We start from the raw sequence: 13,115 nt of genomic DNA, 5'->3' as shown, positions 1-13,115 counted from the left end.
AATCATAAAATGATGAAAAAAATATTTTTACTTGCACTTATCGCAATTACAGCTATTAGTTGTAAAAACACTGATAAAAAAGAAAATGCTGATAAATTAGCTACTGAAGAAGCTACTGTGAAACTATATGTTTTAAATGGTGGATCTATATTAGTCAATAAATTAGAGGTTTTTTCTCAAGACACAACGTATACAGGACAAACAAAACAATTTACTGATGCTTATTATGTTATTTCACACCCGAAAGGAAATTTAATGTGGGATGCGGGTCTACCAGAAAACTTAGTTTTACCAAAACCAGTAACTCCTGGTGACGGAACATTTACAGTACAAAGAGCAGACTCATTAGCAAATCAATTAGCAACAATTGGTTTTAAAATTAAAGATTTTAAATATTTTGCAATGTCTCATTCTCATTTCGATCATACTGGGCATGCAAACTACATGAAAGATGCTACATGGCTAATACAAGAAAACGAATATAATTCAGTTGCTGGAGATTCTTTAAAACAGAAAAATCCTGCGGTAGCAGCATTAAAAAATGTTAAAAAATTAAATGGTGATTACGATGTTTTTGGCGACAGTACTGTTGTTATAAAATATATGCCAGGTCATACAGTTGGCCATCAAGCTTTATATGTAAAAGTATCAGGTATTGAAAAGCCAGTTTTATTAACGGGTGACTTATATCATTTTGAAGAGAACAGAGCCAGTAAAGGTGTTCCTTCATTCAACTATAATGTTGAGCAAACTTTAGAAAGCATGCAAAAATTTGAAGCTTTCGCTAAAGAAAAAAATGCTGAGGTGATCATTCAACATTCGCCAAAAGCTTTCAAGAAATTACAAAATCTATTAAAAAAGTAACTAGTAATGTTAAAAATAGAAAACTTACACGCTAACATAGAAGATAAATCAATTTTAAAAGGATTGAATTTAGAAGTTAAAGCAGGTGAAATTCACGCTATAATGGGGCCAAATGGTGCTGGTAAAAGTACGTTAGCCAACGTAATTGCGGGAAAAGAAGAATACGAAGTTACAAACGGTTCTATAGAATTAAATAACGAAGATATTAGCGAATTAGGCCCTGATGAAAGAGCGCACAATGGTGTATTTTTATCTTTTCAGTACCCTGTAGAAATTCCTGGTGTTTCGGTTACTAACTTTATTAAAACAGCAATTAACGAAAATCGTAAAGCTAAAGGTTTAGAAGACATGCCTGCAAAAGACATGTTAAAAATGATTCGCGAGAAATCTGAATTATTAGAAATAGACCGTAAATTTTTATCTCGTTCTTTAAACGAAGGTTTTTCTGGTGGGGAAAAGAAACGTAACGAGATTTTTCAAATGGCAATGCTAGAGCCAAAATTAGCTATTTTAGATGAAACAGATTCTGGTTTAGATATCGATGCATTACGTATTGTTGCTAATGGTGTAAACAAATTAAAATCTAAAGACAATGCTGTAGTTGTAATTACACACTACCAACGTTTATTAGATTATATTGTTCCTGATTTTGTACATGTATTATACGATGGTAAAATCGTAAAATCGGGTGATGCTTCTTTAGCTTTAGAGTTAGAGGCAAAAGGATATGATTGGATTAAGGAAGAAGTTAATTCTTAAGAAAAATGGAGTTAAAAGATAAATTAACCACGTCATACGTCGCTTTTGAAAATGGAGTGGATATCAATTCGGACATACACGATATTAGAACAAAAGCGCTACAGAATTTTGAAGAATTAGGTTTTCCTACTAAGAAATTAGAAGCTTGGAAATACACTTCTTTAAATGCTGTATTGAAACAAGACTATAGTATTTTTCCTACTTCGGAAAACGCTATAGAATTAGCAGATGTTAAGAAATATTTCATCCACGATATAGATACTTATAAAATTGTATTTATCGATGGGAAATATAGTTCTTTCTTATCTGAAACTACACATGATAAAATTGATGTTTGTTTAATGTCATCTGCATTAACAAAACCAAAATACAAAGCTGTTATTGAAAACTACTTCAATAAAATTGCAAAGCAAGATAATTTAACATCGTTAAATACTGCATTTGCAAAAGAGGGAGCTTACATTAACATTCCTAAGAATGTAGAAGTAGATAAGCCAATTCAGGTTATCTACTTTACTACAGGTTCTGAGGAAGCTATCATGACGCAACCTCGTAATTTAATTGTTGCAGAGCAAAATGCACATGTTCAAATTATAGAGCGCCATCAGAGTTTAACTTCTAATTCGGTTTTAACAAATGCCGTAACAGAAGTGTATGCTGCAAAAGATGCAACGGTAGATATTTATAAGATTCAGAATGATGATGAAAATGCTTCTTTGGTAGATAATTCTTACATAGAGCAAAAATCAAATAGTATTGTTTCTGTACATACTTTTTCTTTCGGAGGAAATATTACCCGTAATAACTTAAACTTTTATCAAAGAGGAGAGCATATCGATTCTATCTTAAAAGGAGTTACTATTACTGAAGGAAAACAACATGTAGATCACCATACATTGGTACATCATATCGAACCAAACTGTGAGTCTCATCAAGATTACAAAGGTATATATGGTGACCGCTCTACAGCTGTTTTTAACGGAAAGGTAGTTGTTGAAAAAGAAGCGCAGAAAACAAATGCGTATCAACAAAACAACAACATTCTAATAAGCGATAAAGCAACAATAAACGCAAAACCTCAGTTAGAGATTTTTGCTGATGATGTAAAGTGTTCTCACGGTTGTACGATTGGCCAATTAGACGAAGATGCTTTATTTTACATGCAACAACGTGGAATTCCGAAGAAAGAAGCGAAAGCATTACTAATGTATGCGTTTGCTAATACGGTATTAGAAAGTGTAAAAATACCAGAAGTAAAGACACGAATTAACAAGTTAATCGCAAATAAATTAGGAGTAAATATAGGTTTTGATTTATAAAACTCTTATATTCACACATATAAAACAAAGGTCGTTCAATATTGAATGGCCTTTATTTTTAATAAATTATTTATTTTTTGTAATGATTAATAAAATGATTCGTCAAAAATAGACAAATGTAAAAACTATAAAAAAAATGAAAAAAACTATTACATTGATTGTATTGCTATTTATTAGCATTCAATCTTATTCACAAACCGATGTGTTTAACGCGCTTCTAAAAACGTATGTTGATACTGAAGGGAACGTAGATTATAAGGGTTTAAGAAAAAATCGTGCTTTATTAGATATTTACTTAAACCATTTAGAAAATCAAATTCCTGGTAGAAATTGGTCTCAGAATAAAGCAAAAGCTTTCTGGATGAATGCATACAATGCATATACTATTAAATTAATATTAGATAGTTACCCTTTAAGAAAGATAACTGATATAAAAAGAAAAGGTAAAAATGCCTGGAAAATTCCTTTTGCTGTTGTTGGTAAGGAAACCTACTCTTTAGATTATATAGAGCACAAAATATTGCGTAGATGGCACAATGACCCTAGAGTTCATGTTGGTATAAATGCAGCCTCTAAATCGGGTCCTACTTTCCCTAATTATGCTTTTACTGCTAAAAACTTAAATAGTACTTTAGAGTTGTTAATGAAGAATTTTATAAATGATACATCTAAAAATAAAATAACAATAACTAAAGTTGAAGTTTCAAAAATGTTTGAGTGGTATAAAGAAGATTTTACAGAAAAGAATACTTTAATAAATTATATTAATAAATATTCTACCATCAAGATAAACGATGATGCTGAAGTAACCTTCTTAGAATATGATTGGCATTTAAACGGTTTGCAATAACCTATAAATTTCCCTACTTATAATCCCCCCACTCCCCCCTTTTTTTCTAATTATTAACTATGTATTAATATCTATTTTTATAGTTTCTATGTTCATTCCTCTCTCATTTAGCTAATTTATCCACTAGCTTCTCTAAATAAGATACTTGCTTAGTTAATATCATCTATTATATACTCAATTTATATCTTTATTTGAGGCTTTTTTTGTATTCTTTCGTGCTATAAAAACCCTATAAAAGTTACTTTCTCTTCTGTTAATTGCTTTAGTTTTATTTCGCAACAACTAGTCAACCATCTTAGTACTTAAAGTAATTTATCTATAACTCTACGTTTCATTATTGATTTATTCTTTTAATGTGGCCTTACAAAACATTAAAATCGCAATACGTTCGTTACATTAAGCTGTTAATGTAATTTTTTAATCATTTTTTCGGAATAGAATAGTAGTTTACTAAACTCTACTAAATAAAAGGAAAAATATCTGTTTTAAGGAAGCTAAAAAAAAAAAGTATAGCCTTGATTAAAACGGCATCCTTTTTCTGATTCATTCTAAACTCGAAATAACGTCAAAAAAAAGCCACACCTTACAAAAAGCAACTTCTCTTTGACAAACAGAAAAAAGATATAGTGGAAAGCAGCTAATAGCTACAAACAAAAAAAATCCCAAGCAACAGCTCGGGATAAATTTAAAACTTTCTTTTTCATGTTAAGCAAAGATAATTGTGTCAAATAATAAATACTTTATCATTATTTATTATTTCAAAAATAAAAATAATTTTATTATCAAAAAATACTTAATATTAGGTATTTATAAAAGCAAAAAATCCCATGCTTTCGCATAGGATTTTAATATTTATAGGGCAACATTGTTACCTACATTTCTAATGCTTTCTTAATGTTGTTATCCATTAATAATTCTTCTGGATTTTCTAACGCCTCTTTAACGGCAACTAAGAATCCTACAGACTCACGACCATCAATAACTCTGTGATCATAAGATAATGCAACGTACATAATTGGCTGAATTACTACCTCTCCATTAACAGCCATAGGACGGTTAACGATATTGTGCATTCCTAAAATTCCACTTTGAGGTGGGTTTAAGATTGGTGTAGATAACATAGATCCAAATACACCACCATTGGTAATTGTAAATGTTCCTCCTGTCATTTCATCAACAGTTATTTGCCCATCACGAGCACGTATAGCTAAACGCTTTACTTCGCTTTCAACACCTCTAAAAGATAAATCTTCAGCATTTCTAATTACAGGAACCATTAATCCTTTAGGTCCAGAAACTGCAATAGAAATATCTTGAAAGTTATTTTTTATTTGATAATCTCCATCAATCATAGAGTTTACATCAGGGTACATTTCTAAAGCTCTAACAACTGCTAAAGTAAAGAATGACATAAAACCTAATCCAACACCATGTTTTGCTTTAAAATCTTCTTTATACTGCTTACGTAAATCGAAAATTGGCTGCATGTTCACTTCGTTAAACGTAGTTAACATTGCAGTTTCGCTCTTTACAGCAACTAAACGTTGTGCTACTTTACGACGTAACATCGACATTTTTTTACGCTCTGTACCACGAGAACCATTTGTTGGTTGCGTTCCCATAGAAGGCACAGCATTTACTGCATCATCTTTTGTTACACGACCATCTTTTCCTGTTCCTTTTACTGAACCAGCATCGATTCCTTTCTCAGCTAAAACTTTCTTAGCTGCAGGTGAAGCAGTACCAGTTGCATACGTTGCAACTTTTGGTTCTTCTTTTTTAGGAGCCTCCTTTTTCGGGGCTTCTTCTTTTTTTGTTTCAGTAGACAATTCTCCTGCTGGTTTTTCAGCACTCATGTCTATAAGACAAACAACCGCTCCAACCTCAACAGCATCACCTTCTTCTGCTTTTAAAGTAATAACTCCGCTTTCTTCCGCAGGCAATTCTAACGTTGCTTTGTCAGAATCTACTTCGGCAATAGGTTGATCTTTTTCAACATAATCACCATCTTCAACTAACCAAGTTGCTATTTCTACTTCTGTAATTGATTCTCCCGGAGAAGGAACTTTCATTTCTAAAACACTCATGTTTCTTTATTTTTATTCGGAAATATTTTATTTTTTTGGGCGTTCGAGCGGGCTTTTCACTATATGTTTTTAATTTGACTACTTCTCGACTCCGCTCGAAGAGACAAATTAAAAGGATGTCGTTTCAATCCCTAACGCATATACTTTTTGGTTGTTGATATTAATCAAAAACCATATCTAATACTCTTTGGTGACGGCGTTTAAAACGTGCACTTGAACCTGCAGCTGGTGCCGAATGGTAATCTCTCGATGCACATTCTAACTTCGCTAACTCAAAACGTTCTAACATGTAACTCCAAGAACCCATATTTTTAGGTTCTTCTTGTGCCCAAACGTAACGTTCTACATTCGGATACCTATCCATCACTTCTTTTATTTGCTCGTTGTGTAAAGGAAATAATTGCTCTATTCTTACTAAAGCAACATCTTCTCTCTCTAATTGTTCACGCTCTGCTAATAAATCATAGTAGAATTTACCTGAACAAAACACCATTTTTTTCACTTTAGCTGTATCAACAGTATCGTCAATTACCTCCTTAAAAGCACCGTTACCTAAATCTTCAATAGTATTTACTGCTTTTGGTAAACGCAACAAACTTTTAGGTGTAAAAATAACCAATGGCTTTCTAAAATCACGTTTCATCTGACGACGTAATATGTGATATATATTTGCAGGTGTAGAACAATTTGCAATCGTCCAATTATCTATTGCAGATGATTGTAAGAAACGCTCAATTCTACCTGATGAATGCTCTGGTCCTTGCCCTTCATATCCGTGAGGTAATAACATTACCAATCCGTTTTGCAACTTCCATTTATCTTCTGCTGAAGATATATATTGATCAAATACAATTTGTGCTCCGTTTGCAAAATCTCCAAACTGAGCTTCCCAAATAGTTAATGTATTTGGTGCTGCCATTGCATAACCATAATCGAAACCTAAAACACCATATTCAGATAAATGAGAATTATAAATTGTCATTTCTCCTTTATTCTTCGGATTCGTGTTTAATAAATTTACACGTTCTAAAGTTTCTTCGTCTCGCATAATAGCGTGACGGTGAGAGAAAGTTCCTCTTTCTACATCTTCTCCCGAAATACGAATATTAAATCCTTCTTCAAGTAAAGTTCCGTATGCTAAATTCTCTGCCGTACCCCAATCTAAAGTATTATCTTCAAAGACCATTTTTTCACGGCCTTTTAAAATACGTTCGGCTTTACGAACAAACTTATGTCCTTTAGGAGTATTAGATATTACTTTAGCGATATCTTTTAATGCCTCAACCGAATATGTAGTATCTACTGGCTTTAACATGTCTTGCAACTGCTTACGAACAAACCCTTCCCATACTGCTGGCATGAATTCTTGAATTTTAGACGTTGCATTCTTTTTAGATTCTGTAAATTCAGCTTCTAAATGTGATTTAAAATCGTCTGTTATTTGCTGTACATATTCTGCTGAAATACTGCCTTCTTTAATTAGTCTCTCAGTATAAATATCTTTTGCATTTTTATGCTTAGAAATTGCTTTATATAATTTTGGCTGTGTAAAACGAGGCTCATCACCTTCGTTATGACCATATTTACGGTATCCTAATAAATCAATATAAATGTCTTTTTTGAATTTCATACGATATTCAACAGCCATTTCCATTGCATGACAAACCGCTTCTGCATCATCTGCATTAACGTGTAATACTGGCGACAACGTTACTTTAGCTACATCTGTACAATAGGTACTAGAACGAGCATCTAAGTAATTCGTTGTAAAACCAACTTGATTGTTTACTACAATATGAATTGTACCACCAGTTTTATAACCATTTAAAGTCATCATTTGCGCAATTTCATACACGATTCCCTGACCTGCAATTGCAGCATCACCATGCACTAAAATTGGTAATATTTTACTATCGTCTCCGTTATAATCTAAATCTACTTTAGCACGTACAATACCTTCTGCTACTGCTCCAACAGTTTCTAAATGTGATGGATTTGGAACCAAATTCATCTTCATTTTCTGTCCGCCTTTGTATGCCTTACTTAAGGTTAACCCTAAGTGATATTTTACATCACCACCAATATCTTGATCTTCAAAATCTTTACCTTCAAATTCGCTAAACAAATCGCGAACAGGTTTTTTAAAGATATTTACTAACGTATTTAAACGACCACGGTGGGCCATTCCTAAAACACATTCTTCAACACCATATTTTTCAGCTGCATCACGAAGTGCTACACTTACTCCTGGTATTAATGTTTCACCTCCTTCTACAGAAAAACGTTTTTGACCTACATATTTTGTCTGCAAAAAACTTTCAAAAACAGAAGCTTGGTTTAATTTTGTTAGAATATATTTTTTGGCATCAATACTATAATTAGATTGATTATCATTTTTATTTAAACGATTTTGCCACCATTTTAATTCTTCAGGGTTACGTAAGTACATATATTCAACACCAATACTATCACAAAAAATAGCTTTTAGGTGTTTAATAATTTCCTCTAATGTTTTTGCTCCAATACCTAAAACGCCTCCTGCGTTAAAAACGGTAGATAAGTCTGATTGATTTAACCCGAAGTTCTCGACATCTAATGTTGGAGAATATTTTCTACGCTCACGAACTGGGTTTGTCTCTGTAAAAAGATGTCCTCTTGTTCTGTAACCGTTTATTAAATCAATTACTAAAAACTCTTTATGTACTTTCTCTGGGATTTCAACAGAAACTACTTCATCAGTAAACGAATAATCTTCGTTAGCTAAATCGTATCCTTGAAAAAAACTTCTCCAACTTGGTTCTACTGCATCTGGGTTTTTTTGATACTGTTCGTATAAATCTCCTATAAAACTTGTATGTGCTGCGTTCAAGAACGAAAACTTGTCCATATATATTTACTATGCTTTTTCTATCAATAAGAATAATGATGACAAAAATACAACTTTTACTAAAAACAAGACTTTTTTTTATGCTAAATTTAAGCCTAACAATTATATCAGAAAGATAAGAAAGCTTCCACATAAACTAATACCAACCCGAAACAAACTACTGACAATCAAGCATAAACATTTTTTATTTTATTTTTTATCAAAAAATGTTTGCAAATATGAAAAAAGCCCTTAAATTTGCACTCGCTTTTAAAGCAAGTCCGCTTTAAATTCCTCCTTAGCTCAGTTGGTTAGAGCATCTGACTGTTAATCAGAGGGTCTTAGGTTCGAGTCCTAAAGGAGGAGCAAAAAAGGCTTACATTCGTGTAAGTCTTTTTGTATTTTTACACTATGCTATTTCCTAAAAAACTTATCCGAAAAATATTACTACGTAAAGAGAACACTTCTCTCAGGGCACTTGGTAGTGAAACTCATTTAATAGATTTTTCATCAAATGATTATCTAGGTTTTGCTAAATCTGATTTGATTTTCGACAAAACCCACCAATTTTTAATTGATAAAAACATAAAACAAAACGGAGCAACAGGTTCTCGTTTACTTTCCGGAAATCACAAACTATATATTAGTGTTGAAAAAAAAATCACTGAATTCCATAATACGGAGGCTGCTTTAATATTCAATTCTGGCTACGATGCCAATATAGGCTTCTTTTCGTCTGTACCTCAACGCAGCGATATTATTTTATACGATGAGTTTATTCATGCTTCTATTCGCGATGGTGTCCAATTATCAAACGCTAAAGCTTATAAATTCAAGCATAATGACATAGAAAACCTAAAGAATAGAATCTTGTCTGTTCGAGCTGAGTCGAGAACTCAAGAATCAGAAATTTATGTTGTTACCGAAGCTGTTTTTTCTATGGATGGTGACTCGCCTGATTTAATTGCTTTAGTTGAAACCTGTAAAAAACACAAGGTTTATTTAATTATAGATGAAGCACATGCTGTTGGTGTATTTAATAATGGACTTGTTGAAAAATTGAATTTAGAAAATGATGTTTTTGCTAGAATTATAACTTTCGGAAAAGCATTAGGTTGCCACGGAGCGGTAGTTTTAGGCAGTAATGAGTTAAAACAATACTTAATTAATTTTGCTAGAAGCTTTATTTATACCACCGGATTATCACCACATTCATTGGCAACCGTACTTTGTGTTTACGATGAACTTGAGAGCTCTAACGGAATAGAGAGCTCAAAAAAATTACATCGAAATATTCAACATTTTATATCAGAAACAAAACGACTTAATTTAAAGTTTATAAATAGTGATTCTGCTATTCATTGCTGCGTAATTCCTAGTAATGAAAAAGTAAAATCAGCTGCAAAAAACCTTAAAGAAAAAGGATTCGATGTAAAGCCAATTTTATCTCCCACAGTAACAAAAGGAGAAGAGAGATTACGTTTTTGTTTGCATGCTTATAATTCTAGGCTAGAAATCACCAATGTTTTAGAACATCTTGCTATTTTTGTTTAATTATGGAAAATACTTTTATAACAATAGCAACCTTTAATTACTCTTCAGAAGCTCATATAATTAAAGGTAAATTAGAATCTGAGGGGGTTAAAGTCTTTTTAGCTGATGATTTTACAATTGATGTTGATCCTATGCTAAGCAATGCAGCAGGTGGCGTTAAAATAAAAGTACATAATTCTGACAAAGAAAAGGCCTTGGATATTTTAAAGACCATAAGCGAATACTGTGTAAGTGATACAGGAGAAAAAATAACCTGCCCTAAATGTAATAGTAATAAAATTAATTATTTTTCTACTATAAAAGATTTAAAGTCTTTGCTTCATTTTTTACTGGGCTTTTTGATTTCTGCACTACCCTTTTACATTAAGTATAAATATCGATGCGAAAACTGCAATACTGAATTTGACAAATGAAAAAATATTTTATTACCGGAATTTCTACTGAAGTAGGAAAAACTATTGCTTCAGCAATTGTAACCGAAGCATTAAAAGCTGATTACTGGAAACCGATACAAGCAGGCGAATTAGAAAATTCTGATTCACACAAAATAAAGCAGCTAATTTCTAATTCAGCTACTATAATTCACCCAAACTCTTATGCACTAAACACGCCTATGAGTCCGCATGCAGCTGCAGAAATAGACGGAATTACAATTGAATTATCAAAAATAACAGCTCCTAAAACTGATAACAATTTAGTTATAGAGGGCGCTGGCGGATTATTAGTTCCGTTAAATAATTCGGAAACCATTTTAGATATTATCAAACCCGACTATAAAGTAATTATTGTTTCTCGTCATTATTTAGGGAGCATTAACCATACTTTATTAACGGTGAATCTATTAAAAGAAAAAGGCTATGATGTTGCTCTTATTTTCTCTGGAAATGAACATAAAACTACAGAAGAAATCATCAAAAAAATGACAAACGTTTCTGTAATCGGGCGCATTGATGAAGAACCTTATTTTGATAAAAATGTAGTTAGAGAATACGCCGAACTTTTTAAAGAGAAGCTATTGAATTTATAAACGCCCTACTGAACTTATTATCAGTATAACGAAAAAACAAAAAATGACACTTCAAGAAAGAGATAAAAAGCATTTGTGGCATCCGTTAAAACAACACCAAACACATCCAGATAGTTTAGGAATTGTAAAAGCCAAAGGATGTATTTTAACCGATGAAAATGGCTATGAATATATCGACGCTATTTCATCTTGGTACACTTGTATGTTTGGGCATTGTAATGATTTTATTACCAATCGTGTTTACCAGCAAATGCAAACATTAGATCAAATAATGTTTAGTGATTTTACACACGAACCTGCTGTTAAATTATCCGAAGAACTGATTAAAATTCTTCCAAAAAATCAAAATAGAATTTTCTTTAACGACAACGGATCAACAGCGGTAGAAGCGGCTATTAAAATGGCATTGCAATACTATTTTAATAAAGGTGAAAAACGAACTACTTTCATTGCTTTTGAAGATGGTTTTCATGGTGATACTTTCGGTGCGATGTCGGTTTCTGGCTTATCAGCTTATAACGGTCCATTTGAAGATTTTTTAATGGATATTGAGCGTATTCCTGTTCCGAACGGGAAAAATAATCAAGAAATTTTAAATCAGTTAGAAAAAATCGTTGCAAAAAATAATATTGCTGGCTTTATTTACGAACCTTTAGTACAAGGTGCTGCCGGAATGAAAATTCATGAAGCAGAAGATTTAAACGAGATTTTAAATTTTTGCAAAGAAAATAATATTTTAATGATTGCTGATGAAGTGATGACTGGCTTCGGAAAAACAGGAAATCATTTTGCTTCGGATGAAGTTGCTACAAAACCAGATATTATTTGTTTAAGTAAAGCTTTAACTGCTGGTTTAGTGCCGATGGCAATTACCTCTTGTACTGAAGAAATTTACAGTACTTTTTTAAGCAATGATATTGCTAAAGGTTTTTTTCACTGTCACACCTACTCCGCAAATCCTATTGCTTGTAGTGCTGCTTTGGCAAGTATCGAGTTGCTACAAACCACAAAAACTCAAGAAAGCATACAAACTATTATAGCTTCTCACAAAACGTTTGAAGAGCGTATTAAAAAGCATCCAAAAGTAACAACTACAAGAACTAAGGGTGTAATTTTAGCAATCGATTTAAAAACCAATGCGAATCGTTACGGTACGTTACGAGATCAATTATTAAAACACTTTATGAATGACGGCGTGTTTTTACGTCCGTTAGGAAACACCATTTATATTCAACCGCCTTATGTAATTACAAAAGAGCAGTTACAAAAAGTATACACCACTATCGAAAAGGTTTTAGATATCTTCTAAGACCTTTTCTTTAACTAATAAATTTATTTCTGCTTGTGTTTCTTTAATACGCACATATAAATCTTCATAAATCCATTCGCCATTAGTTCTTATTCCGCGAATAATTAGTGTTCCTTTTCCGTTTGGTCCCGAAATCGGAATTGAGAAATCAACGTCTCCTTCATCGTTATTTATTGATATATTTCCTGATGGAATTCCGTATTTTTCAATTGGCTCCCCTAAATAAAGAAGTACTTCTTTATTTTTAGAAGCTTGTTCTATAGCATACTCTACAGGCGTAGCATTTGTAATCATTTCTGATATGCCAAAAAACGCAGCGCCAATACCAAAAACAAACAATAAAATAAGCCCGATACATCCGCAGCCACAACCACCAACAGGCACTACCCAACCCCAATTTCTACCAAACCAACTTTTTTGTTCCTGCACTTCCATTTGTTCTCTTTTTTTCACAATATAAATATTTATTTATTTCGTAAT

General features: G+C 32.4%; 11 protein-coding genes and 1 tRNA gene. 9 read left to right on the top strand and 3 right to left on the bottom strand.

What is annotated here, in order from left to right:
- The first annotated feature begins 12 nt into the window (after nucleotides 1–12).
- The 4 genes from AC28QF_RS03600 to AC28QF_RS03585 all read left to right on the top strand — a co-directional run bounded on the left by AC28QF_RS03600 (nucleotide 13) and on the right by AC28QF_RS03585 (nucleotide 3,792).
- Entirely contained in the window at nucleotides 13–864 is an 852-nt protein-coding gene (locus AC28QF_RS03600) for an N-acyl homoserine lactonase family protein (RefSeq protein ID WP_488200730.1), read from the top strand.
- 6 nt (nucleotides 865–870) lie between these two features.
- Nucleotides 871–1,623 (top strand): Fe-S cluster assembly ATPase SufC, encoded by a 753-nt coding sequence (gene sufC, locus AC28QF_RS03595; protein WP_488200731.1) that lies wholly within the window; start codon nucleotides 871–873, stop codon nucleotides 1,621–1,623.
- Between the two features lie 5 nt (nucleotides 1,624–1,628).
- Nucleotides 1,629–2,942, top strand: a complete 1,314-nt coding sequence (gene sufD / locus AC28QF_RS03590) for a Fe-S cluster assembly protein SufD (protein WP_488200732.1) — start codon at nucleotides 1,629–1,631, stop codon at nucleotides 2,940–2,942.
- 136 nt (nucleotides 2,943–3,078) lie between these two features.
- Nucleotides 3,079–3,792: a DUF547 domain-containing protein gene (locus AC28QF_RS03585; RefSeq protein ID WP_488200733.1), complete on the top strand. Its 714-nt coding sequence runs from the start codon at nucleotides 3,079–3,081 to the stop codon at nucleotides 3,790–3,792.
- Between the two features lie 872 nt (nucleotides 3,793–4,664).
- Here AC28QF_RS03585 and odhB read toward each other — a convergent pair.
- Nucleotides 4,665–5,879, bottom strand: coding sequence for a 2-oxoglutarate dehydrogenase complex dihydrolipoyllysine-residue succinyltransferase (odhB, locus tag AC28QF_RS03580; RefSeq protein WP_488200734.1), 1,215 nt, complete (start codon nucleotides 5,877–5,879; stop codon nucleotides 4,665–4,667).
- A 160-nt stretch (nucleotides 5,880–6,039) separates the two neighbouring features.
- Nucleotides 6,040–8,766, bottom strand: a complete 2,727-nt coding sequence (locus AC28QF_RS03575) for a 2-oxoglutarate dehydrogenase E1 component (RefSeq protein WP_488200735.1) — start codon at nucleotides 8,764–8,766, stop codon at nucleotides 6,040–6,042.
- 271 nt (nucleotides 8,767–9,037) lie between these two features.
- Here AC28QF_RS03575 and AC28QF_RS03570 point away from each other — a divergent pair.
- From AC28QF_RS03570 to bioA, 5 genes are all read left to right on the top strand, one after another.
- Nucleotides 9,038–9,111, top strand: a tRNA-Asn gene (locus AC28QF_RS03570).
- 45 nt (nucleotides 9,112–9,156) lie between these two features.
- A complete protein-coding gene (locus AC28QF_RS03565; protein WP_488200736.1) occupies nucleotides 9,157–10,299 on the top strand; it encodes an aminotransferase class I/II-fold pyridoxal phosphate-dependent enzyme in 1,143 nt (380 codons plus the stop codon).
- Nucleotides 10,300–10,301: 2 nt separating this feature from the next.
- Complete coding sequence (locus AC28QF_RS03560) at nucleotides 10,302–10,712, top strand: putative signal transducing protein (protein WP_488200737.1); 411 nt, start codon at nucleotides 10,302–10,304, stop codon at nucleotides 10,710–10,712.
- Complete coding sequence (gene bioD, locus AC28QF_RS03555) at nucleotides 10,709–11,326, top strand: dethiobiotin synthase (RefSeq protein WP_488200738.1); 618 nt, start codon at nucleotides 10,709–10,711, stop codon at nucleotides 11,324–11,326. Before AC28QF_RS03560 ends, bioD begins: the two co-directional genes overlap by 4 nt.
- Nucleotides 11,327–11,369: 43 nt before the next feature.
- A complete protein-coding gene (gene bioA, locus AC28QF_RS03550) occupies nucleotides 11,370–12,635 on the top strand; it encodes an adenosylmethionine--8-amino-7-oxononanoate transaminase (RefSeq protein ID WP_488200739.1) in 1,266 nt (421 codons plus the stop codon).
- Here the strand turns inward: bioA and AC28QF_RS03545 are convergent.
- Nucleotides 12,621–13,088: a cytochrome c oxidase assembly factor Coa1 family protein gene (locus AC28QF_RS03545; protein ID WP_488200740.1), complete on the bottom strand. Its 468-nt coding sequence runs from the start codon at nucleotides 13,086–13,088 to the stop codon at nucleotides 12,621–12,623. The genes bioA and AC28QF_RS03545 overlap by 15 nt on opposite strands.
- Nucleotides 13,089–13,115 lie beyond the last annotated feature (27 nt).

The organism is Tenacibaculum sp. M1.3A, from assembly GCF_057732375.1.
This window is presented reverse-complemented; position numbering and strand designations above follow the sequence as displayed.